Genomic DNA, 23,263 nt, shown 5'->3' with positions numbered 1-23,263 from the left:
CAAGTCACACAGTTTACACAACGTTGGACGGTTCACGATTGAACGTTGCTTCTGGATTTTTGAGAGCACGCAGCAATTTTTGTGCGTATTCATCCGAAAGCTGCTTTGCGTCTTCCGCGGTGAACAGTCGCGAGGAAAACTCCCATAACACTCGGGCATGTTTTTCCGGTCGTGTTTTACTTGGAGGGATCACAATGACGTTGATGTCAAACTTCGCAGTCTGGTTTTGCTCTTCATGCAGGCGCCCCTGCGCAGCGCCAAAATTAAAGTCGGGAGTCGCGGAATCGTGAAAACCGAAACAGTACTGAAAGACAGGATTGCGTCCTTGAGTCTTTTCGACTCCCAGCTTTTTGACAATCATCGCCAATGGCACATCCTGATATCGCATGGCATTCATCTGCGCGGCATGAAGACTGGGGACCAGTTGTGCCAGACTATCGCCTGCGGTCAAATCAGCCCTCACAGGGACTGTGTTCACAATCATCCCGATCAGCGGTTCCGTTTCGCGGTCGATTCTTGCGCTTGCTGCTGCCCCAACACAGAAATCGTCTTGTCCGGCATGCTTGCCAAGAAATGCCGCAAAGACCGTAAACAGGACTGCGTAGTCTGAAACACGCATTTCTCGGGCGCGCTTTCGTACCAGTGCCACAGTTTCCTCGGACAGAACCTGCCGGATATTGTGGCCACCAAGTTCTGCGTTTTCGATATGACGCCGCGAAACCTTCACATCAAGCGCGGCACCGTCCAAAGACGCTGCAATATTGTTCAGCGCATCCTGGCCAAAACGTCCTTCGAGACGGTCCCTCTGCCACGCAACAAAATTCTGATACTGTGCCGGGAGATGCGGTAAATCTGGTTCCCGGCCTGCTGCGTCAGCGACGTAGCATTCTTGAATCTCGCTCCACAATCGACCGATGGACCAGCCGTCATGCACAACGTGGTGTTCAATCTGGATCAAGGACCATTCCGTATCGGACCGCTTAACTGCGACCACCTTCAACATCGGAAGAACGTCGACTTCGAAAACAGTGTCGAGCGTTTCTTCTAACATGTTGTTAAAAATGGTGTCTTGTTCCCGTCGCGGCAAATCTGAGACATCGTAACAAGGAATTTCAAGCGGATAAGGTGGATGGATCGTTGAACAATAGCCTTTGTCTGTCAGGTGGATAGTCGTGCGCAGCATTTCATGCCGTTCAATCACTTTCGAAATCGCCCGCTCCAGCCTGGAGATGTCCAGATCACCGGTAAACTCCAACGTTGCCTGAAAGTTGTAAGCACGGCTTGAGCGAAAGTAAGACGTAAGAAAGCAGACCTGTTCCTGATTGTAGGACGCCCGCGCGCTGGGAGCATATTCAGACAGTTTGCGCGTAGGATGCTCCTGCGGCGTTCCGGAAGCCACCAGTCTTCGCACCTGTGCCACGGATGGATTCGCGAACAGTTCACCAAGTCCGACCTCTACACCGAATTCCTCTCTGATCCGGGCAATCATCTGGACGAGCACAAGTGACTGCGCCCCGAAGTCGAAGAAATTGCTGTCTTCTTCGAGAAACTCTTGATGCAGACAGGACATCACCAAAGCCATCAGTGGATCAGATGCGTCATTGTTTGACAGCTGCACACTGCGGAGATGCAGCGCACTGCGATCCACCTTGCCGTTGGCTGTCAAAGGCAAGGTATCTCTCGTCTCGATGCGCGCCGGCATCATGTAAGCGGGCAGGCGTTCTCTCAAAAACTGACGAAGGTGATCCAGTGCAAATCCTTCGGGTTCTGCAACAACGAATGCAGCAAGAAACTTGTCTTCTGAATTCGCATCAGAGACGATGATCTTGGCAACTGCTTTGATCACGCCATCGTATTCGAGTAGTGCCGCTTCGACGTCGCTCAGTTCGATGCGGTGTCCACCAACCTTGACCTGGGTGTCCCTACGGCCAAGGAATTCGACTTCTCCATTTGGCATTGTGCGACCAATGTCGCCGGTCCGGTAAATACGCCCAAGATGATCGGTTTGAACGAAACTTGCCTTTGTTTTGTCCGGATCTCCCCAATACTCGCGCGCGAGCCCCTTACCGCCAAAGCAAATCTCGCCTTCCTCGCCCTGTGCACAGGGCAGCAAGTCTTCGTCCAGAATATGTACGGATTGGTTTTTAAGAGCCCGCCCGTAAGGAACGCTCGTCCAATCAGACGAAACAGCGGTGATTTCGTGGTAGATTGACCAGATCGACACCTCTGTCGCGCCACCCATCGACACGATGACTTCCGGCAAAAAAACCTTAGCGATGCGGTCCGGCAAGTTCACGGGAACCCAATCTCCGCTCAACATCACAAGCCTGATGTCCGTTGATGACGCCTGTTCGACCTTTGTCCCCAGATACTCGACCATCATTCCCATGAGTGCCGGAACGGAGTTCCAAATGGTGACACGGTGTTCAATGACCAGACGCAACCAATCGGCTGGCTCTCTCGCTTTTTTTGGTTCCGGAACGACAAGCGCTCCACCAGCAGCCAACACTCCAAAAATATCGTAGACCGACAAATCAAAGGTCAGAGCGGAGAGCGCCAACGCGCGATCGGTCGACGTAACGGACCATCTCGCGTTGATGTCCTCGATCGTGTTCCACGCAGCGCCATGTGAAATAGCCACCCCTTTCGGCACACCGGTCGTGCCGGATGTGAAAATGATGTAGGCCAGCGCGGCGTCACTCCTGCGCTCAGGATTGAAGGTCTCGCAATCGGGCAGTTGATTTGTCGTAATGCGTGTACTTTCTGGGGCCCAATCTGTTGCAACATCTCGATTTATGATGACAGCGGCAGGGTCGCACTGTGCGGCAATTTTGGATAGCCGAAGCGCGGGTTGGCACGGGTCGATAGGCACATAGACAGCGCCCGTAAGCAAAACACCTATGACAGAGGCGATCTGATCGGGGCTTCGTTCAACACCGACAAGCACGCGATCATCAGGGCGGACATCAGCCGCGACAAGAGCAGCTGCGAACTGTCGTGCTCGCGCAACCAGCTCGCCGTAGCTGACCACTTCATTCTGAAAGAAAATTGCGGGTGCATCCGGGCTTTCGACAGCCCGTTCAAGTAAAGCGCTGTGGATCAAGGCCTTCCTCCGTGAACGGTACAACAGGCCAAAATTCAACCTGTGATATGAATTACTGGTCGAAATTCCACATTAACGATAATATACAGCGTTGGAAGAACCGGACGAATCTTCGGTGGAAAAGCGCCGTTAGAAGAATCTGACACCCCACTTTTTCGCGTATTCTCTGAAGACCGACCGGCTGACGGCGAACCGCTATTGCCAAAATTCAGAACCGGAACATAGGGTGTTTAAGACCCCGGAACGCAATGCGTTCCGCAGCGTTGCGAGGAATACCCATGACACCATTTGGATCTTTTTTGAACGCTTTCGCGTTGAACGATATTGTCGCAAAACACATTGAAATTGCGCCTATTGCGCACGAAGCTTCGGCAAAAGACTGGGTTCTGACGCTGGACTGGTCCGCCGAACCCAAACAGCGGACACGTCAAGCAGATCTCGTTTCATACGTTTTTGATGGTTTCTGGCGGCATGGGCGGACCATCGATGGGACACGCACGTTGATCCAAATCACAGAGGCCGGACAGGCCCTGTCAGAGTCAGCACCGGAAGACATTCTTACATCGGCGAACATACGCCTGTCTGAAGCCATCACCGTGTCTGCCGCAATGCTCAGTTTCTTGCACGATGGCTACGCCAAGGCGTTGCAGCGGACATTTCTGGCTGGCTACGTGATGGGCTCTTTGGGGTATGGCGCATTTTATGGCACTGGGCGGACGTCGGACATCGATCTTTTCCTTGTGGCGAAAGATGATGCACCGATTGAGCTCCTATCGCTCTACGGCGACCAGCCATTGGGAAAAGAGACGGACAACCCAGACCGGCTTGCATATTTTTCAGAGCAAAAGTCTCGATCTGAAGGCGGCGTACTCAATTACAAAATTCGCCTCACCGATATCCCTTTTGAACTGTCCCTCAACATCGTCACTGCGTCCGCTCTGAAGCATATCTGCACGCTGGACGCCGGGAACAGCAGTGTACTTTACTGGCACGACGCTTTTGACGGTGCGCCTTTGCTCGCCCGGGACTTCGCGGGACGCGATCATTTTCTCTCTTACCAAGAGGAATCGTCCAGGTTCGGCAATCGGTTGGCTGTTCCAAACTTTACACAAACACCTGAACCAGATCTCGGCGTGATTTGCCCATTTGCAACCATGCCCATGCCGTGTTTCGACGCACTATTTTCTGACATCAATTTGGACAACGATTTGCGAGCATTCTTGTTGTCCCTTGAAAAGCTAAAAGTCAGCTTTGCTACCCGTGGCCTTACACCCGAGTACGGGAACCTACACATTCGCAAAAAGCGTTTTTCGCCTCTGCTCAGCAAAAAAATGGACGAGATTTTTCCATTTCTTCTGCCCCCTCTGGCTGAATTATAGGCGCAACCTCTCTCATCAAATACTCGCTTGGCGGGAATCTGCGCAAAAACGTAATGCCTTTATCTGGGCCTGAGAACTGTTGCCCCTTCATGGCAAAGTATCGGGATATTCACCTACGTCATGGAGCGCCCAGAAATGAACATCATAGAGAGCTTTCAGGTTTGCACGAGCTATAGCGCGGACAACAAGCCGCTTTTCAAGGCAAAGCTGGGAGAGCAGTTCGGTGTGGAAACCCAAGACAGGATTTCACATCTGGAACGCCCTGTTCCGATGGAAGTCTTGTCGACCATGACCGGCCCGATTGAAATCGAAGGCGTTAAGGCCGGAGACGCCATCAAGGTTGAAATATTGGATATGCAACTGCCTTCTTCCGATGGGTGGTTGGTCGTGACCGGACGCGGACCTTTGCAAGACAGGGTCAGCAAATTCTTGCGACAGCACGTAAAAATCACCGCAGGCGGCGTGAACTTCAATGATGACATCATCCTACCCATAAAACCAATGATCAGCAGGATAGGTGTCGCTCCTCTAACCGGATCGGTCCAAAGCAATCACAATGGCACGTTCGGTGGTGCGATGGGCAACCCAATGGTGACAAAGGGGGCCAGCATTTTCCTTCCCACCTTCCATGACGGGGCGTTGTTAACTTTAGCTGATGGTCATGCGTTGCATGGTTCGGGTGAGGTGGCTTGTTCTGCCATTGAATGCGCCGTCAACGTGGTCCTTCGCGTGACAAAGGAAGAAGATATCAAAGTTCAGCAACCGCTTGTGATGAACGACGAGTTTGTTTGTTGTATGGGCTTTGGTGATACAATGGAAATCGCCGTTGAAATGGCCGTCAAAGGCACAAGTGATCTGCTCATGCAGACTCGTGATGTCACAGCAGATGAGACTGCGATGCTGATCAGCTGCATGGGGTCGGTAAAATTTGGTCTGGCCGGTCACGAACCATATTCAGCAATGGTCGAAGTTCCGAGATCGCTTCTGGAGATGTAAATGGATTTTGTAGTGCTAGCTGGCACTTCTCATCCAAGGGCTTGGAGAGACCCGCTATGGCATCGCTATGTGGGTTTTCCACCGTTGCATCCACTGCGAATAGATAAGCACTGGCCACAATTGCCAGTGCCTGTCCACGGTCCCCGAGATGTGCTGATCCCACAATTTGCGAACCTTCCCCGCGTTAATGTAGGGCAGTTGTTTAAGCCTGCTGTGCGAGAGAAGGTCCTCAGCCCAATCGCGCAGTTCTGCTCTCAGCCAGCTGTCGACGGGAAACCCGAACCCCATTTTGGGGCTGTCTAGAAGTGCTTTGGGTATGTATCTGTAGGCAAGTTGTTTTTCTAAACTGCGCAAACCGGATTTTGAATGTCTGCTTCTCATGGGCAGTGAAAATGCAAAGTCGACCATCCGTTCATTCAAAAAGGGTATCCGCACCTCCAGTCCGACACTCATGCTCGCACGATCAACTTTGGTCAAAATGCCATCACCCATATAGTGACGGATATCGGCGATCTGCATGGAATCAAGCCGCTCAAGCCCGGCGCCTTCTATCCAATAGGGAACGGTTGATGCCAGGGACTCAGTTGCTGTTCCTTCATGCAAACAACTCGGATGATTGCGCATAATCGTCTTGTAGTAGTCATCAAATGTGGCGGGAGCGGCCCCGTTCAGTGCAAATTCCGGCAAGCGCCTAACTGTTTCGCTCACATGGGGTGGCAAGGCTGATCTGACCGACCTCATGAACCGGCTGCTGCACAATGCGTTCAAACCCTTGTAAACGGGTCCTGGCAACGCGCGATGCAACGCCCAAATCCGTTGGCTCCAGTCATATCGGTCATACCCGGCAAACAGCTCATCACCACCGTCGCCCGAAAGGCAAACGGTGACTTCGTTTCTTGCAAGGCGGCTTACTGCAAGTGTTGGCAGCTGCGAAAAATCCGCAAAGGGGACATCGTAGTAGTCCGGGATTGCTTCAACCAGGTCCTGCGCCATCCGGGCTGTCAAAATCAACTCTTCATGCTTGGTTCCGATGTAGCTTGCGATTTTTCGTGCTCGTCCGCTTTCGTCCCAAGACGCCTCTGAGAAGCCAATTGAAAACGTACGCAACGGCGATTGCAGCTTCCTCGAAGCAATCGCCGAAATAAGTGATGAGTCTATTCCGCCCGACAGAAAACAACCCGTTGGGACATCGCAATCAAGGTATTCTTCGATCACCTGATTCAGGAGCGTGTCACATTCATCCAAAAGTTCGGCATCTGATCGCTCGGCAAGCAACCCCGTTCGGTTTTTGCGCTCTGTTTCCAATGACCAGTATGGAGAAACAGTCGGCGGTTCTCCGCGTTTCATAATCAGAAGTTCACCAGGCGCCAGCTGCTGGATGCCTTGGAACACGCTGTCGGGCGACGGCACATAGTCAAAATCCAGCAAATGCGCGATCGCTGCCGGGTTCAGCGGCAGCGGATTTTCGGCACAGGCAAAGAGAGCCTTCATCTCAGACCCAAAGGAAAAAACACCGCTGTCAAAACGCCAGTAACATGGCTTGATTCCAAAACGGTCGCGGCACAGATAAAACACCTTTGCCACATCGTCCCAAACCGCGAAGGCGAACATGCCCTGAATTCTGTCCAGGGTGCGTCTGACACCCCAGTTGGCAAATGCTTCGATCAGTACTTCGGTGTCTGATTGGGTAGACATCGCGTACCCTGCCCCGGACAACTCTTTGCGCAAGGTGCGAAAGTTATAGACCTCGCCATTGAAGCTGATCACATACCGACCCGAGGCGTCTTTCATCGGTTGGCTTGCGCGATCATCAAGATCTACCACCGACAATCGGCGATGGCCCAAACTGACTGTGCCATCGTCGGACGACCACACACCCGCACCGTCCGGCCCCCGGTGGCCCAAAGTTGCAGTCATGCGCCGTACTGTCCCTGCCAAATCATCTTGCGGAGCCGAGGTTACTACACCAGCTATGCCACACATCTAGAAACCCAATTCATGTGTCGCTGCCCGGCGTTGGTTTGGCGGGCTGCAAGGCCTCAAAATGTGGATCACTTTCGGGTAGTGTGGGCGCAACCTCGGCCAGCGTTTTCCACTTGGGCACAGTTCGAACATCGTTGGCCGGATCATAGGTTTCCCGGTCCGATCCATCAAAGCGAGGGCGATATCGGCTGCAGTTGGGGAAACTCACTACTCGAACACGGACAACCGCACAGGCCCCTTGATGCGCATGAAGTCTCTTGCCTCCGTAAAACACCTGCGCCTGACCTCTAAGACGAAGCCGGTTGCCCCCGTTTTCGAGGTCAACAAACAGCAACCCGCAATTCGGGTTCCTTTCGAGATTCCCCAAGGTTCGGTACATGGAGTTACCGTTGTATTCTGGGTACTCAATGATGTTGGGCGCCATCACGCGCACAAACCCATCTTTGCCGCACTTCATGCTGCAATCGACGTGACTGTCCCAGCTTGTTGCAACAAAGAAGGCGCGTGACCCGGCAATGATGGCGATTTGTTCCTCTGTCAGGGTGGTCGTGACAAAGTGCTTGTGAATGGCATCCGCCGTGTCACGCCCGCCAAACCGATCCTGCACAACCCGCATGCCGCTATGATAAAATGGGTCACGCATCGTCATCGCAATGTTCCGCAACATTCAAGCGAGAACCTGGTTGTTGAGTGCTCCGGCGAAATATCAGGCCGTCGAAATCTCCTTCATTTCGCCAACGCTCTGTGTACTGAAAGTACTTTGCCGGGCCATCAGGATAACCGATGTTCCAATCAACGGCTGGATCGCTGAGATCGCCATCATTATTAAAGATGCCGGGTGTGCAATCGGCCAACGCAAGGCGTCTTGTACCTCCTTGCAAATAGGCAAGCCAATGTGCCTGCATGTCACTGCAAACTTCAGTCTCGTCCGCATTTGTTTTCAAGCCGTGGCTGACAACTGCAGCAATCGTATGTGCAGCATCCACGGAGTTATGGGTGATGTTGGACAAAAAGTTTGCGCCTTGCGCCGGCTGCATCACAAAGAAGTTGGGAAAACCGTGCACAAAGACGCCTTGAAAGCTTTGAATGCCGCCAGCCCATGCGTCACGCAACGTGGTGTCCCGTCCATGTATAGTCAGGCTGTCTTGCACGGGCCCACCGACCGTGTTCCAAAAACCGGTCGCAAAAATCACGCAATCCAGCTCAAAATGTTGACCCGCCGCAACAACACCGTTGCTTGTCATGGCTGACACACCTTTGCCTTCCGTATCAATCAGATGCGTATTCGGTTGGTTGAATGCTTCAAGGTAGCCATCATGAAAGCATGGGCGTTTGCAGAATTGCGGATACCATGCCTGCAACGCCTGCGCGGTCTCAGGATCATGCACAACGCGTGCCACACGCGCGCGCAATTCAGCCATGTTTTCAATGTCCGCCAAGTCCTGAACTTCATCAATCACCTCTTGGGTTCTGAGTTCGGGCGGCACTTGATCCAGCCGCTTGCGGATACGGGCGGCAATCTGCGTCCAATTATCGTCTACACTGTCCTGAACGTCATTTAACGGGTTGCGAAACTGGATGTAGTTGGCCATCAACTCCCGTTGCCAACCCGGATTTTGGGCTTGGTCACACCAATGGGACGGTGTCGTTTGATTTCCTCGTGCGTCAACAGATGAAGGCGTGCGTTGGAACACAAATACATCCCGCGCTGCCTTGGAAAGGTGCGGGATACTTTGAATGGCACTGGGCCCACTTCCAACTACGCCGACGCGTTTGTCGACAAGGCGAACCATGCATGCACCATCAGGACCACCGCCTGTGTAGTCATAATCCCATGACGATGTGTGGAAAATGTGCCCTTGATAAGCATCGATTCCTGGAAGGTTCGGGATCTTAGGTGTCTGAAATTGACCCAAACCCAGGGTCACATACCGTGACAGAAATTTATCACCTCGATTGGTTTCAACCTGCCACCTTGAAGCCTTGGGCAGCCAGGTCAGGCAGGTGACTTCTGTTTCCAGCAAAGCTCCCTCATCCAACTTGAAGTGCCTTGCAACACTCTGGCAATACGACCGGATTTCCGCTCCGGAAGCGTATTTGTGTCTGGGAAGGTACCCCAGTTCCTCAAGTAGAGGCATGTATACGATTGCGGCGGTATCACATTCTGCACCCGGGTAAATGTTGCTGTACCAAACACCACCGAAATCCGGAGCTTTCTCGACAATCCTGATTGTACCGCATTCCGCTTCACGCAGTTTTGCGCCGGCCACCAATCCGGAAAGACCACCTCCGATCACCGTCACCGTTACATCGTCTACAAGAGGGGTGCGGGGATCGGGCAATCTCGTTTTTTTTGCAACCCGGCGTGGAAGACTGATGTACTGTTCGCCATCAGCCGGGCGTTGTCGTTTGAGCCGTTCAACACGGTAGCGTTCCCGTATTTCTTCAACTTCTTCTTCTGCGGTCAGAGCGCGTACGCTATTGTTCCGGATCATCGCAGGCTCACCTTCTGGTTTTCTTGCGCATCTTCAAAGTGGCACCGCGCTTTTCGGAGCATCGTTTTCGCGTGAACATGTTGACCATCAAGTCTCATACTGACCGCTCCTGCATCATATTTGCCGGATCCATCTGTTCGCGTTGACGGGCCCAGAACCGCGCGTAAAGGCCGCCCTTGAACAGCAATTGAGAATGGGTCCCCTGCTCTACGATCCGGCCGGCGTCCAGAACGATGATGCGGTCCATTTGCATGACGGTTGAAAGTCGATGCGCAACAACCAGCACTGTGCGGTCCAACAGTTTCCCGTTGATGGCGTTTTGCACCGTCGCGTCGGTTTCAGAGTCCAGCGCACTGGTTGCTTCGTCCAGCAGCACAATCGGGGCATCCGTCAGCAAGGCGCGGGCAATGGAAATGCGCTGCCTTTGCCCCCCTGAAAGCGTCGCACCACGTTCGCCGAGCAAAGCGTCATACCCTTCCCTGCCAAACCCGTCTTCCAGCTGCATGATGAAGTCATGTGCGTCTGCGCCACGGGCTGCATAAATGATGTCCTCGTCTGTTGCATCCAGCTGACCATAAAGGATATTTTCGCGTACTGATCGGCTGAAGATCGCTGTTTCCTGAAGGACACCACAGATGTTTCGGCGCAGGCTTTCTTGCTCCATGTCGCGAACATCCATATCGCCAACAAGAACGCGACCTTTGACTGGATCAATCATACGCAAAATTAAGGCAAGCAAGGTCGACTTGCCCGCACCAGATGGCCCCACGATGCCGACTTTTTCACCCGGTTGTATGGTCAGGTTAATGTCTTGAACGCCCTGATCAGAACTCCCTGAATACGAAAAGCTAACGTTCTCAAAACGAATAACTGGATGCGGGTCGCGAAGTGGAGCAGCGCTTTCTGCGTCTGGCAACGCATGTGGTCGGGTCAGCAAGGCAATGCCGTCTTCGATCTCACCAAGAGACGCGTGCAGACCCATTAACGTATGGCTGATGTATCCGGTCATCTGCGCTACACGGATCGCGATTGCGCCTGCCGCAGCGATATCACCTTCGCTGGCCAGCCCATCCGCCCAAAGAAGCACACTGCTTCCAATCAAAAGGACCGGTAAGCTGCCTGCCAATACTGTCAGTAGAAATCTGAACCACGCCGCAGTGGTCCCCCACACAATCGCACTTGCACGATATGATGTCGCCACCGATCCCGCACGTTCAACTTCGTGTTGTCCCCTTGCAAAAAGGGTGACCGTTTTCATGTTGGAAAGTGTATCGACAATCGAACCCGTCAGGACAGAATACGCATTTGCCCTGTGGGCAGATCGCTCGCGTAGCTTCGGCATGTACCAGGCAATCAGGGCAAGATAGACAACCAACCAACCCGCCAGAAGCAATGCAATGCTCCAGCTTACCGAAACCAGCAGAAACGCCGCTCCTAAGAAGGACACCAATGCGTAAAAGACGAGGTAAATCGTTTCAGACGCAAAACTGGCCAGCGCGCGGGACGTCTGAAGCTGCTTCTGAGCTATGCGACCGGTCAACTCACTATCGAAAAATCCGGATGTTTGCCCCAACGTCCACCGATGCAGGCGCATCAAAACCATCAGCACGATGTTGGGCGCGATCAGGACAAAATTGATCACCGAGGACGCACCCAAAACCAAAGGTCGCAACACCATAAAGAAAGCGAAGACACCAATGGAGAACCACAGATGCGTGTCAAAGAAACGGTCCGGCCCGGTGCTGATGGCCTTATCGATCAGATGACCAAGGATCACGGCATTCGCGACTTCAAGAAAACCGGCCAGCGTCCACACGGCAGCGGACAAACTCAAGGCGGGGAATGCACCTTTAAGCGACCAACCAAAGAAACTGAACAAACTGCGCGGTGGCGGCCTGTCTGGCGCCTTGAGAGGGTCAATGAAGTCGGCGATGCTCTTCAAGATGTGTCCCCGGCCTGTTTTACCGGCTCAACATCTGATTGAAGGGTGCCCTCTTTAGATAGATGAAGTTCAGGCACATCATTCCTTGCTTCAAGCGATAGCGGAAACCACGCAATCCGCTCATATCCGCCCGTTTCAGGCAGCTTCCGAGAAGAAAACAAACCAAACCCGGTCACATTTTCACTCGGCAGATCAAGCGTCTTGTGCTGTTGTTTCCACGTTGTGACACTGGCATGAGGTCGCGCACGAAACCCAACGGAGATATGGGGCTTCCATGGACGGCTCGGTCTTTGCGACCCCATATCCAGAGCAATATTGTCGAGCGCTTCGTGCAAATCACACATGGCACGCACCGGTTTCACTCCAGCCCAAAGAGCGACCGCGCCGTCCAAAAGGTCGAAATGACCAACCCCCGCAACCTTCATCTTGAAGGTCGCCCTTGTTACAGAATTCAGCCTTTCTATCAACTCGTCCTGGCGCTCAATTACCCTCAGGTAACGCATGGTGACATGCAAAGCTGCGCGTGGAACCCAATGCGCATCAGACACACCGGACTGAAGACCAAGCAGATTTCTGGCGGCCGAATTTTCAACTTCGAGGGCGATGAACAGCGCCGATGATGCCGGAACACTCATGTTTCAAACAGCACGCAGCACCGCAAATTGATGTACGCGATCGCGAATGATTTCATCATCCGGGTTTGGAATGTCTCGTAGCTTGGCAAGAGCAGGTTCAATGATGTCGCGTCGTTGATCTTCAGAAGCTTTCACGAGGGTAGACATGCCGTTTCGCTCGATATGCAAGAGAACCTCGGTTACGGATGTCTTGTAGCTGTGAGACAGATTCACAACTGTCTCGAACTCAAATCCCGCCTCGCCGCAAAGTTTTTCCAGCTCTTCTGGCGCATCGCGTGACAGCTGCGGCCCTGAGAGCTGTAGCTGCATTTCAGCGACAATCTGACCAGCCGGATCCTTAGGAGGAGATACACCCGCGTTGGCCGCCGAGCAGTTGATGAAACATCCACCGTCGTCCAAGGTTCGCCTTACCTCTTTCAAGGCCTTGGTAATGTCGTCTGCGAGGTGCAGCGCCCAGACGGAATACACGCAGCCAAAGAAACCGTCTAGAAACGGTAATTTGTTCATGTCCGACCAAACGAGCGCAGTAACGCGATCAACAGCGCGCCTTAGCATCTCACTCGAAACATCGATACCTATGATATCATATCCTTTATTTTGCAGCGCCCCGGCCACAACACCGGTCCCGACACCCATTTCAAGAACACGTCTATTTTTGTCGATAAGTGGTTCAATTGCTTCGGAAAACTGTAGGCCACGCCTTTCACCTCCACGGTTTTCATCATACTGAAAGGCGATTTTATCGAAAATTGCATTCATCTTGTCACTCCGTGTGTTCGATTTCAGGCCGAATAGAAGCCAAGCCAATTGGATAATCATCCAACGGCCTTTGGCTTGGCGAAATTGGCCAATATTCACAGGTGCACTTTGCCAGTTTTACGGGTTTTTCAGATATTTCAACCTGGCCCTCACATTGGGTAGCAAAAATTCGCCCAAATGAGCATTGAATCCGCGGCTTTCCGAAGAAAACCACCAGGCGTAATTTTTCAATTGACACAACAGCATGTTGCCAGGGTGAACATAAATTTTCGTTCAGTGCAGATACGTCATAAACCAATAAAAAAGTTCTAAAATGAAGAAATAGGTTTTTCATTTTAGCACACTAAAGACACCGCCTGAGGCAGTGACACACCTAAATTGTTTACCTCACAATTTGAATTGCGTGATATTCTCCAAGTTACTTTGGTTGTGGCTTGAACCCTAAGAACATAACCCACCTCATGACATCTTCGTCTAGACCTGTTCCAGTCCCAGTGTTTGTGAAAACCAATTCAAATCCAGTAGATTGCAAATGCCGTTCCAATTCTTCGACTTCGTAATAGTTGTAAAATCGACCCAACCCATCGCGGTGTTCACCTGATCCGCATTTCATACTGATGTAGAGGACACCGTTTGGGTTGAGAGCATTGAAGATGTCTTTCAGATATTCGGGGAGTTTCTGCCTTGGCGCATGCAGCAAACTGAAATGGGCCCAAACTCCATCAAGATTCTGAAAACTTCCAAGGTCATCGAAAGTGGCCAATCGCGCAGCTATACCGTGTACTTCCTGGGCGCAATCAACCATACCTTGGGACGCATCGACTGCGTCGACCCGAAGCCCATGTTGAACCATGATTGCAGCTTCGGCGCCAACACCGCAACCAAGGTCAAGAACCAGCCCGTTTTGCGGAATGCGCGAGATGAAAAAGTCCAGCACCGGATGCGCCTTGTGTTGGCTCTTCAAGTCAAGATAGGCAGACCTGTTCGCGGCATCGTCATAAGCAGCGATCGTCGGTTTATCCATCAAGATTGATCCTCTGGCCTTCTGAAGTTGCTCAGGTTTGTCCGCTGTTTGATTTGGATTTCCATTCAGCTCAGCAATCGGGTTTCGATCCTCGATTTCAGCCCGCTGTCGACACCCAGAACCTTTGACAGATATTCGTCAGTGGAACCAAATTCCTCTTCCAACTGGCAAAACATCAGGTCCATGTGTTCGGGATGTACGCTCAGCGCGAATTCCAATGCCTCATCATCCACAACGTGCCCCGACGTTTTTTGCAACCAGGCCCTTAACCGCGGTTTTGCTCTGGCAATGCGCTTGGGGTCATTTGTTTTGACAAACTCGGCGACAATATCATCGCGGTGGACGCCAACTGTATGCAGAACCAGTGCGCACAACATGCCGGTTCTGTCCTTGCCAGCAGAGCAATGTGTTAGGATCGGCGCGTCGGAATGTGCCAGCAGCTGGAAAAATCGGCTGAAAAGATCCACATACCGCTCTATCTTCGCTCCGTTGATGTAAAACTCTCTTGCTTCGCGATCGAACCAAGCAAGGTCCACGTGATCAACGTCCTTTAGTGCGACAGCCCAATCCAGACGCTCTTCGGGAATATCAGAAGTAATGACATCATAGGTGACACCCTCGGGACGGCGCGATTGCGCGCGTTCCCGTTCCAACGGTCGTCTCAAATCGACGATCGTCCCGATGTTCAACTGTTTGAGCCTATCAAGGTCTTGGTCGGTCGCGTGTGAGTGATCACTTGAGCGATACACTACATCTGAACGCACGATTTGCCCTTCTCTTCCCATAGCTCCACCAAGATCACGAAAATTCTCAATGTTTTCAAACATGGGCATCTCCTCGACTGTCAGTGTTGAACTTGGAACATCATGCGGGAGCGTCATGCCATGACAGCCACATCAGGTTCGGAGACACCAAGCGTTGCGCGAAGGTGGGACCAAGTCGCCGCTTCGAGTTCGTGCGGCCAAGTCACGTTGTATTGCTGGGCAAGTCTTTTCGCTCTTGGCAGATATGCCTTGGCGTATTCGAGGTGACCACGGATGATAGCGTCCCGCTCTGGCATAAGAGGCGGAAGATCTTTCAATAATTGGTTCTGATCTGGGGAAATCAGGCGATTCAAGTGCAAAGCACCACCGCGATTTGGGGCATCTGTTTCGAGTATCAGCAGTTCAATTAGCATTCGCCGCAAATGCACCAGGCCAGTTACCGCATTGACCAATTCGTTCCGGCCAATCGCCACGGGTAGCAGGCCCATGATGCGCACGAACTCCTGAAAATCGTGGGACAGGCGTGCCGGGCTGACCTGCGGACCAGGGATCGGATTCGGCAGTTGATCCGCAATCTTGTCCTTGTCAAAAATGACTTTCAGCTGACTGCGCGCATGGCCGTTTGCATGCTCCACGCCAAGCGCAACAACATCGATGCGAAGCCAACTCTGCGTGATTGCATTGATCAACATGCCTTTGACTTGTCGGTCCCACCACAAGACAATTGGACCCGCCTGCTCAACCGCTTCACGCCAAATCGCGCTAAACGCATCAAGGTTGTCTGAATCGACGATCGCCAGAAAATCCAGATCGCTGTATTCATCTTGCAAACCGGAGCCATAGCTGCCGCTCATGAACAGCGCGCGGATCAAGTCAGATTTTTCTGCAACGTCGGAAATTCGGCTGATTGCGTCTTGTGGGGTCATGTTACCTCCTGTTGGTGAGAAGTCTTGGCGGTGATAAAGACAGAAACACCATTCTATGGACTGGCTAGAGGGGCCGTCACCCGGCCACCCAACGCAGGGCGTTTGCTGTCCGCAGCGTGCTCCAGATAGGTGTCGATCGCTGCGATTTTTGGATTTTCGAAAACGGCACGAACGTCAATTTCCTTGTTTGTGGCCGCCCGAATTTTCCCAACAAGCCGCGTCGCCAAAAGGGAGTCGCCACCAAGATCAAAGAAATCTTCATTAAGGCCAACGCTTTCAATGCCCAACACGTCCACAAAAATATTAGTTAGTAGTTCTTGCTGTGGGGACAGCGCCATTGGCGCATCCGGTGCTTCTGGCTGTGCCTCATACGTCGGTGCCGGCAATGCTTTGCGATCAACCTTTCCGTTTGGCGTAAGAGGCATTGCATCAATTGCAACAATGGCAGCAGGCACCATGTAGTCTGGCAAGTTTTCGGCCAGCTGCTTTTTCATTTCCTGCTGGTCGGGTTCTTTGGCGTCCGTTGCAACAACGTAAGCCACCAGATGCTTGACGCCAGGCCTGTCCTCCCTGGATACAACTATGCAATGCTCAATATCTTTGCGTCCAAGCAGCACCGTTTCCACCTCGGCCGGCTCAATCCGAAATCCACGTATTTTCACCTGCTCGTCGGCACGACCAGCAAACTCGATCACGCCATCGGATCGCTTTCGGCCCAGATCGCCTGTGCGATACATGCGAGCCCCTGAACCATGAGGACAGGCGACAAAACGTTCGGCTGTCATAGCTTGCGCACACAGATACCCGCGGGCCAGTCCGGAACCTGCGATGTAAAGCTCTCCGACGTCTCCTGTTGCAACCTCCCTCAGTTTTTCATCCAGTAAGTATACCGATGTATTATCCATCGCGGACCCAATGGGAATTGGGTCAGTTCCCCATTTGGGGATATCGTAAGCCGCTGAAAATGTGGTGCATTCTGTGGGTCCGTACCCGTTGCCCAGCTTGATTTCAGGTGCCGCGGCCTGGACCCGACCGACAGCATGGGGCGATACGGTATCGCCACCAACCATCACATCACCTACCGAGCGAAATGCTTCCGGACAGGTTTCTGCAAAGACACCGAACAGACCCGCCGTGAGCCATAGATGATCTACCCGATACTCCTCTACCACATCCTGCATATCTTCGGGTGTCGATAGACTCTTTTCCGGGATAATGATCGTTCCGCCACCAAGAAGGGTGCTCCAAATCTCATGTGTGGACGCATCGAACGATTGCGGGGCATTTAATAGAACGCGGCGGCCCTTTGGCCATCTGTGGTCGAGGCCAAGCTTTTTGACGTTTCCGTGTGTCACCGCCACAGCTTTCGGAGCCCCGGTCGAGCCAGAGGTAAACATCACATAGGCCAAGGATTGATAATCTGCGCGAACATGTTCTTTACGCTGATCGATATTGCCATGCGTGACGCGCTTTGGATCAAAGACAGTGCACCCAGCTGGCGCAATCGCTGTCGCACGTTCAACCTCTTCAGCAATGACAGCGACCGGATCCACCATCCGCAGCATATCAGCAAGGCGCCGATCTGGGCTGTCGTTGTGTAGAGGAACATAGAACCCGCCCGTTTTGATAACGGCGACGATCGCAACGACCAACTCAGGGGTACGTGGCAACAAAAGTGCGACACCCTTTTCAGGTCCAGCACCCTTGTCACGCAGCAGGCTGGCAAAATCTGTTGACCGTTGGTCCAATTCGTCAAAAGTCATCTCGACCGAGCCAAAGACCAATGCGACAGCGTCAGGAGATTTAGCAACCTGCGCTTCAAACACATCCGCAAGCGATCCTCGCGGAAGACCGACATTCCCGGCATTCTGTTGATCAATCTCTTCAGGTCGATGCATAGTGTTCTCCCTTTGCTGACCCTGACCAACGAGAAAGCATGGGCTTGCACTCACGATGCCTAGGGTGGGGTGTATGGTTTTCGGGGTCGCAACTCATGATGATTCATCCGTCACCGTAAAACCGAACTCGTTCAGTGCTCCCTTCACACCGATCAATCGTGCGCCTTCCGCTTCGATCGCGATCAGGTAGTCGACAATTTCCTTTGAGAACCGCTCCCCTGGATGAATGAGAGGACGCCCTGGTGGGTATGCCGATATCGGGAATGCTGCCACGCATCCTACTGCATGCGTTGGCAGAACCTGCCGGGTTGGCGTCATGATCGCGTCATGCATCCCACGCCAGTCATCGGCAATTGGTGACGGCGCAACGACTTCACGCGGCCCGGTTTCCGGCTCCAGATTGGTCAATGCGTCCTGAAGTGCGCGCACAATGTTGGGCCAGGTACTGATATGCGCGGGGCCAAACAGGAACAGTATCTTTTCGGCGATGACCATTTCGATGTCCATGGCGTGTCGCCGTGCAAGGTAATCCGCAACCTGTCTTCCACTTCGCTTTGTATCGCTGATATCGATCAGCACATGGCTTGGATCATCGGCCACCCCCTTGCCCAGATCACTTGCGGCGACGACCTGCACCCCATCGATTTCGGCAAGGCGCATCCTGAAATTGCGGCTTTCTCTGGCAAGGCGATCTGCGCAGGCATGACCCATCGGAGATATCCAAAAGTCAGTACAATGCTCCAAAACCAGGTAATTGATGAAGTTTGGCGAGGTGGACACAAACCCCAAGTCGCAAAACTTCTCGTATGCTGCGCAAAGCGCTGCGTCATTGAATGTAACGAAACTTGCCCCAGACAGGCCAACGCCTTTCTTGTGAGCTGAAAAAACACTGGCAGATGCAAACGGTGCGGTCGAATTTGGAAACTCTGTGTTCGAGAACAGACCTCCGTAAACGCCCCATGCAGAGTCGACAATCAGACGTGTGTCTGACGCTCGGAACACTTCGGCAATCGCGGCGGGATCATCACTTGAAAACCCCTCGTAAGTCGGCGAGGTGACAAAAACAGCGTGCAAGTCGTTGTGCGCCTCTAGCAGCGCGCGAAAGTGCTTTGCGGTCAGAGGCATCGGAACGTCACAAACGGGCGAAACATCGCGCTCGATCCAGACTATTTCCGCGTTTATCAATGCCAACCCGGCGACAAGGCTCTTGTGACAACTGCGATCAACGGCAAGTTTCAACCTTTTCCGGGTCAGGGAATTCAGTGCCAGCACAAGGGCCACATTGGCCAAACTTGTCCCATGTGGCGCGTACCTGACGCTGGAAGAGCCAAACACGTCTGCCAGCTTCCGCGCCAGATTACCAAGCGGCCCGGTACCACGCCCAAGAGCATCATCCAGCGCTGTGTTAGAAACAGACTGATCCAGACGGTTCAGTAAACCGGACAGCGCTTTCAGGTCTAAGTCAAAGCCACCGTTTTCCATCGATGGCGATTGTTGCAAGCCTGTCAAATGGTGTGGGTCGTTACCTACCTCGGCGAACCTGCTTCTTTGGGGTCCAGCATAAGCCCTTGGTCCCTCGCTAAACTCAGGCGGCATATCAAGCGGTGTACAGCACCCTGTTCGTGACAACCCATCGCGTAAAACCTGCTCAACTGTCTTTTGAACGGTCTGTTCGACACGATTGCATTCGACGTCGCTGCCGCCATCGGAATCGACATCTATAGCTGGATTTTCATAAATTCGAGCCATTGCAATCCTTGCTCTACGCAGCCAAATTTCCAAGATGGTCGACAAGCGACCAGGGTTAGTTCACGGCACGACCTCCATCTACGTTGAGTATTGCACCGGTGATCCAGCTGGCCTTGGATGAGGCTAGAAATTCGACTGCCGCCGCAACATCGGACGGTGTACCCAACCGGCCCAACGGGTGCAGTGGCAGCATGCTGTCCAACCATGTTTCGAAAGAGTCATCGTTCGCAGTGACACCAGCCGATTTCTGCAGGTTTGTGGGAACCACACTGGGGTTGACGCTGTTTACTCGTATCCCAAAAACCGCCAGATCCTTCGCCATCGATCTGGTTGCCATGTCCAACGCGGCCTTGGACACAGAATATGAAAACGATGTGCAGGGATGTTGTGAGCAGATCGACGAGATATTGATGATAGAGGAACGACCGGATTTCTTCAGCAACTCCAGAAAATCCCGGCTCGAATTCACGGCGGCCGACAGATTGTGTTCCATGACTCTCTGCCACTCGGCTTCGGATTCCTGCGCAAACCCATCACCGGAAATCGTGCCGCAGCTATTGACCAGCAGGTCGATGGCATCTGTTCTCTTCGAGACGGCTTGAACCAGCGCTTCGCGGTCCTCTCGCACTGTCAGATCACACTGGATGAAATGCGCGTTTTCAAAGCCCGCCAAGGTCTCACGGGCGCGTATCAAGCCCGTATCAGTGCGACCAACACAGTGAACGTCATGGCCCGCAGCCAGAAAAACGCGCGCGCACTCCAGCCCCAGACCCGACGTGCCACCGCAGACAACAATGTGCCCGGATCCGATGCCGCATGCGTCGCTTTCTGTAAAACCGTCGCTCTGCATCTAGTCAAAATCTTTCGCTGTGCCGGAGGTCTCACCGTGAGCAAACGCAATCTTGCCCCTGTCCGTTCGGAATTTCTGTGAACTGTCGACGCCCAGTGCGGCGAGGTACAAAACCGGTTCGTCGCCAGACAAACCCATCATGTCGCGGAGGCGGTCTTCGGAGTACCCACCGACGGCGCAAATCCCCAATTTCTCCTTGGCTGCCAGCAGATATGCCTGCTGCGCAACATATCCGGCATTCAGAATTGCACGCCTGAACTCGTCTGGGGCTTCGAAGAAATCCGTCTTGCGTCCGGGCACAAACATGGCAAGTGCGGCACTTGCGTTACCCAGAAACCTCTGCCCCATGCAGGTTCGAACAATGTCCCATTCCCGGTTTTTACCGATCGGCAAAAGAACCGGATCCTTTGTCTGAACTTCAAACAGGTCGGCTGTATAATCCGGATTACGCAGCGCGATCCTGAACGCAAAACCCTTAAAGCCGTTGAGTGTAGAGAGACCGCGCACAAGTGATACAACTTGCGCTTGGTCAATGGTCTGTTCCGAAAAAAGCTCTGCAGATCTGCGTTGGAAAATGTCTTCAAAATCAACAGACAACCGGGATGTAGGATAGGCATCAATGGCGTTGCCCGAAAAGATGTTCTGCGACACCCATGCTGGTGAGCCAAACTCATCTTTCTTCGCGATCCTGCTTACCGCGCTCGCTGGTGCTTCGGGCTGCGTCGGTAAGTTCGTCCAAGGAAACAGCTCGTCGGTGGCCAAGCCCACAATAGGCAGATGCCCCATCGGCATGTCTGGTATCAGGTTTTTGACAACATGGCTTGAGATGTCTTCAAGCACCAAAGATGTGTCAGTCTCCGCGTTCAGGAGCAGGTACAAATTGCAAAATGCATGTGCGGTATCCAGCGACGAATACAGGATGCCTCGCTGCCCATATTTGCGCATTGATCGTTCAATATCTGCGGCAAAAAGAAAAACAGACCGGATTTCCTCGGTCAGACCTAGTTGTTTAAGAAAAACGTGACGAGGAATGTCAACTGACGTCCGTGTGATCTGTCCCGTGGCAGCCACATATTTGTACAGGGAAAACTGGTCTGCACTGCCCCTTAGCTCGAAGAAATAGATGACGGTTGGATACAAGGCGCCCGCCGAAGGAGAGGCCCTGCCGACTTCGGCCTTCGCTCCGAATTTTGAAACGATCCCGCAGGACGTGTTCAGGCACATTTCCACCGTTTTCTCAGAGTTTTCAGAGAATGCCTGCTCTGCGATCCTTTGATGGGACCCCACAAGTTGGAGGGTTGACCAGAACTGTCGCAGCTTTGCATCAACTTTGCTTTGCCCATCCGCAGAAACGGTTTGGTCCGGGTCCGTAGGGCATCGCCCCCGATTTTGTCGCTTCGCTTCAATCGTCATGGCGCCACCTCAATTTTTAACCAACTGCGGCCGCGAGACCGGCTTTGCGGATTTCAATTCGCCGGCAAGTGCAGACACGGTAGGAGACATAAAGAACTGCCGGACAGTAATGTTTCGCCCCATCTTCTGTTTGATCCTGTTGATCGCTTTGATTGCCAAAAGCGAATGGCCGCCCAGCTGGAAAAAACTCTCATCCAACCCGACGTGATCGACTCCCAGAATGTCGCAGAAAACACCTGCAAGTTTGCGCTCTTCGTCGCTGATCGGTCCACTCTTCCTCTGTTGTGTCACATCGGGAACCGGGAGCTTTTCCAAAAGGAGCTTGCCATTTGGTGACAACGGCACAGCATCGATTTCGACGAACTGACTGGGCAACATGAAGGTCGGTAGACGCTTGCGCGCGAATGTTCGCAGCACTTCCTGATCGATCCCGGCGTCTTCGTCCGGCACATAATAGGCAACCAAGACTTTGTTTGCGTTCTTGCCTTCCCGCATGGCCACAACGATGCGTCGGACACTTGGGTGATCCTGCAGGGCGGCTTCAATCTCACCCAGTTCCACCCTTGCGCCGTTGATCTTGATCTGACGGTCAGCACGGCCAAGAACCACGAGTTGCCCCTTTCTGTCGAAGTATCCCGTGTCTCCTGTTCGGTAGAGCCGACCGCCCGTCGTATCTGCAGGATTGGCTATGAACCTTTCGGCGGTCTGTACCGGTCGGCCAAGGTATCCACGCGCCGTTCCGGCACCGGCTGCGTAGATTTCTCCGATCGTGCCCGGCGGTACCGGGTTCAGAGTGCCATCCAGGACGTAAATCTGAACATTCTGGATCGGGCGTCCTGCCGGAACCAGCGGACCATCGGAAAGATCAGCGACCTTTGCAGTAAATGAGGTCGAGTTGTGCGTTTCACACGCACCATAATGATTATGGATACGCTCGACCTTGCCTATTTCCAGCATGTCGCGCACTGATTTTGTTAGTTTCAAGGGTTCTCCGCCTTGAAAAATATCAGTGATCGCAATGTCATCGGCATCTACATCCTGGATGCTTTCTGACAGCAAATTCATCAGCGACGTCGGCATGAATATGTTACCGACAGCTTTCTCTGACAGCCATTTCGAAGTCTGGATCGTTCCGATTTGAGTGTCTTCTGGCGGTATCGCAAGAGGGGCACGACACGTCAGTGCAAACAGTATCTCCTGAATGGAAACATCAAAGCTGATGTTTGTCATCTGCCCGACGCGGCTTGCGTGCTTTGAATATTCGTTTGCCTGCCAGTCCGCCAGGTTCACGAGGCATGAGTTTGTGCCGAGGACGCCCTTTGGAGTTCCGGTGGATCCGGATGTGTA

Annotated in this window: 19 protein-coding genes; 3 read left to right on the top strand and 16 right to left on the bottom strand. The window is 52.9% G+C overall.

Annotation, left to right across the window (positions count from 1 at the left end):
• Positions 1 to 13: 13 nt before the first annotated feature.
• Positions 14 to 3,103 (bottom strand): non-ribosomal peptide synthetase, encoded by a 3,090-nt coding sequence (locus tag IE087_RS21435; protein WP_189371529.1) that lies wholly within the window; start codon positions 3,101 to 3,103, stop codon positions 14 to 16.
• 596 nt (positions 3,104 to 3,699) lie between these two features.
• Between IE087_RS21435 and IE087_RS21430 the strand changes: the two genes are divergently transcribed.
• Both IE087_RS21430 and IE087_RS21425 read left to right on the top strand, forming a co-directional pair.
• A complete protein-coding gene (locus IE087_RS21430; protein ID WP_189371526.1) occupies positions 3,700 to 4,482 on the top strand; it encodes a hypothetical protein in 783 nt (260 codons plus the stop codon).
• 288 nt (positions 4,483 to 4,770) lie between these two features.
• The gene (locus tag IE087_RS21425) at positions 4,771 to 5,478 is read left to right on the top strand and encodes an acetamidase/formamidase family protein (RefSeq protein WP_189371525.1); all 708 of its coding nucleotides are present in this window, start codon (positions 4,771 to 4,773) and stop codon (positions 5,476 to 5,478) included.
• A 54-nt stretch (positions 5,479 to 5,532) separates the two neighbouring features.
• On the opposite strand, the gene asnB is transcribed toward IE087_RS21425, so the two are convergent.
• From asnB to IE087_RS21355, 14 genes are all read right to left on the bottom strand, one after another.
• Positions 5,533 to 7,461: an asparagine synthase (glutamine-hydrolyzing) gene (gene asnB, locus IE087_RS21420; protein ID WP_189371523.1), complete on the bottom strand. Its 1,929-nt coding sequence runs from the start codon at positions 7,459 to 7,461 to the stop codon at positions 5,533 to 5,535.
• A 13-nt stretch (positions 7,462 to 7,474) separates the two neighbouring features.
• Positions 7,475 to 8,128 (bottom strand): pyridoxamine 5'-phosphate oxidase family protein, encoded by a 654-nt coding sequence (locus tag IE087_RS21415; protein ID WP_189371521.1) that lies wholly within the window; start codon positions 8,126 to 8,128, stop codon positions 7,475 to 7,477.
• On the bottom strand, positions 8,097 to 9,956 hold the full coding sequence (locus IE087_RS21410; RefSeq protein ID WP_268244661.1) for a flavin-containing monooxygenase: 1,860 nt from the start codon (positions 9,954 to 9,956) through the stop codon (positions 8,097 to 8,099). Before IE087_RS21410 ends, IE087_RS21415 begins: the two co-directional genes overlap by 32 nt.
• 94 nt (positions 9,957 to 10,050) lie before the next feature.
• Entirely contained in the window at positions 10,051 to 11,898 is a 1,848-nt protein-coding gene (locus IE087_RS21405; protein ID WP_229801518.1) for an ABC transporter ATP-binding protein, read from the bottom strand.
• A complete protein-coding gene (gene thpR / locus IE087_RS21400) occupies positions 11,895 to 12,533 on the bottom strand; it encodes an RNA 2',3'-cyclic phosphodiesterase (protein WP_189371517.1) in 639 nt (212 codons plus the stop codon). Before thpR ends, IE087_RS21405 begins: the two co-directional genes overlap by 4 nt.
• A gap of 3 nt (positions 12,534 to 12,536) precedes the next feature.
• Positions 12,537 to 13,292 carry a class I SAM-dependent methyltransferase gene (locus IE087_RS21395; RefSeq protein WP_189371515.1) on the bottom strand — a complete coding sequence of 252 codons (756 nt, stop codon included), beginning with the start codon at positions 13,290 to 13,292 and terminating at the stop codon, positions 12,537 to 12,539.
• Between the two features lie 4 nt (positions 13,293 to 13,296).
• The gene (locus tag IE087_RS21390) at positions 13,297 to 13,626 is read right to left on the bottom strand and encodes a hypothetical protein (RefSeq protein ID WP_189371513.1); all 330 of its coding nucleotides are present in this window, start codon (positions 13,624 to 13,626) and stop codon (positions 13,297 to 13,299) included.
• A gap of 84 nt (positions 13,627 to 13,710) precedes the next feature.
• The gene (locus IE087_RS21385) at positions 13,711 to 14,316 is read right to left on the bottom strand and encodes a class I SAM-dependent DNA methyltransferase (protein WP_189371512.1); all 606 of its coding nucleotides are present in this window, start codon (positions 14,314 to 14,316) and stop codon (positions 13,711 to 13,713) included.
• A gap of 65 nt (positions 14,317 to 14,381) precedes the next feature.
• On the bottom strand, positions 14,382 to 15,143 hold the full coding sequence (locus IE087_RS21380; RefSeq protein WP_189371510.1) for a tyrosine-protein phosphatase: 762 nt from the start codon (positions 15,141 to 15,143) through the stop codon (positions 14,382 to 14,384).
• A 50-nt stretch (positions 15,144 to 15,193) separates the two neighbouring features.
• Positions 15,194 to 16,006, bottom strand: coding sequence for an aminoglycoside 6-adenylyltransferase (locus tag IE087_RS21375; RefSeq protein WP_189371508.1), 813 nt, complete (start codon positions 16,004 to 16,006; stop codon positions 15,194 to 15,196).
• Between the two features lie 53 nt (positions 16,007 to 16,059).
• Entirely contained in the window at positions 16,060 to 17,904 is a 1,845-nt protein-coding gene (locus tag IE087_RS21370) for a non-ribosomal peptide synthetase (RefSeq protein ID WP_189371507.1), read from the bottom strand.
• Positions 17,905 to 17,997: 93 nt separating this feature from the next.
• Positions 17,998 to 19,386, bottom strand: a complete 1,389-nt coding sequence (locus IE087_RS21365) for an Orn/Lys/Arg family decarboxylase (RefSeq protein ID WP_189371505.1) — start codon at positions 19,384 to 19,386, stop codon at positions 17,998 to 18,000.
• A gap of 322 nt (positions 19,387 to 19,708) precedes the next feature.
• Complete coding sequence (locus IE087_RS21360; protein WP_189371503.1) at positions 19,709 to 20,503, bottom strand: SDR family NAD(P)-dependent oxidoreductase; 795 nt, start codon at positions 20,501 to 20,503, stop codon at positions 19,709 to 19,711.
• Positions 20,504 to 21,448 carry a nitroreductase family protein gene (locus tag IE087_RS21355; protein WP_189371501.1) on the bottom strand — a complete coding sequence of 315 codons (945 nt, stop codon included), beginning with the start codon at positions 21,446 to 21,448 and terminating at the stop codon, positions 20,504 to 20,506. It abuts the gene before it with no gap.
• A gap of 178 nt (positions 21,449 to 21,626) precedes the next feature.
• Here IE087_RS21355 and IE087_RS21350 point away from each other — a divergent pair, with 178 nt between their 5' ends.
• On the top strand, positions 21,627 to 21,779 hold the full coding sequence (locus tag IE087_RS21350) for a hypothetical protein (RefSeq protein WP_189371499.1): 153 nt from the start codon (positions 21,627 to 21,629) through the stop codon (positions 21,777 to 21,779).
• A gap of 146 nt (positions 21,780 to 21,925) precedes the next feature.
• Here IE087_RS21350 and IE087_RS21345 read toward each other — a convergent pair.
• The coding region (locus IE087_RS21345; RefSeq protein WP_189371497.1) for a non-ribosomal peptide synthetase at positions 21,926 to 23,263 on the bottom strand (1,338 nt) is incomplete at its 5' end.

The organism is Tateyamaria omphalii (assembly GCF_014651375.1).
Taxonomy (GTDB): domain Bacteria; phylum Pseudomonadota; class Alphaproteobacteria; order Rhodobacterales; family Rhodobacteraceae; genus Tateyamaria; species Tateyamaria omphalii.
Note: the sequence above shows the minus strand (reverse complement) of the source record. Positions and strands in the feature narration are given on the sequence as shown.

Coding starts and splice junctions, on each gene's coding strand:
- IE087_RS21425 (WP_189371525.1), top strand. CDS start 4,771: ATGACCGGCCCGATTGAAATCGAAGGCGTTAAGGCCGGAGACGCCATC.
- asnB (WP_189371523.1), bottom strand. CDS start 7,461: ATGTGTGGCATAGCTGGTGTAGTAACCTCGGCTCCGCAAGATGATTTG.
- IE087_RS21415 (WP_189371521.1), bottom strand. CDS start 8,128: ATGTTGCGGAACATTGCGATGACGATGCGTGACCCATTTTATCATAGC.
- IE087_RS21410 (WP_268244661.1), bottom strand. CDS start 9,956: ATGATCCGGAACAATAGCGTACGCGCTCTGACCGCAGAAGAAGAAGTT.
- thpR (WP_189371517.1), bottom strand. CDS start 12,533: ATGAGTGTTCCGGCATCATCGGCGCTGTTCATCGCCCTCGAAGTTGAA.
- IE087_RS21395 (WP_189371515.1), bottom strand. CDS start 13,292: ATGAATGCAATTTTCGATAAAATCGCCTTTCAGTATGATGAAAACCGT.
- IE087_RS21390 (WP_189371513.1), bottom strand. CDS start 13,626: ATGAAAAACCTATTTCTTCATTTTAGAACTTTTTTATTGGTTTATGAC.
- IE087_RS21385 (WP_189371512.1), bottom strand. CDS start 14,316: ATGGATAAACCGACGATCGCTGCTTATGACGATGCCGCGAACAGGTCT.
- IE087_RS21380 (WP_189371510.1), bottom strand. CDS start 15,143: ATGTTTGAAAACATTGAGAATTTTCGTGATCTTGGTGGAGCTATGGGA.
- IE087_RS21375 (WP_189371508.1), bottom strand. CDS start 16,006: ATGACCCCACAAGACGCAATCAGCCGAATTTCCGACGTTGCAGAAAAA.
- IE087_RS21370 (WP_189371507.1), bottom strand. CDS start 17,904: ATGCATCGACCTGAAGAGATTGATCAACAGAATGCCGGGAATGTCGGT.
- IE087_RS21365 (WP_189371505.1), bottom strand. CDS start 19,386: ATGGAAAACGGTGGCTTTGACTTAGACCTGAAAGCGCTGTCCGGTTTA.
- IE087_RS21360 (WP_189371503.1), bottom strand. CDS start 20,503: ATGCAGAGCGACGGTTTTACAGAAAGCGACGCATGCGGCATCGGATCC.
- IE087_RS21355 (WP_189371501.1), bottom strand. CDS start 21,448: ATGCGCAAATATGGGCAGCGAGGCATCCTGTATTCGTCGCTGGATACC.
- IE087_RS21350 (WP_189371499.1), top strand. CDS start 21,627: ATGACGGTTGGATACAAGGCGCCCGCCGAAGGAGAGGCCCTGCCGACT.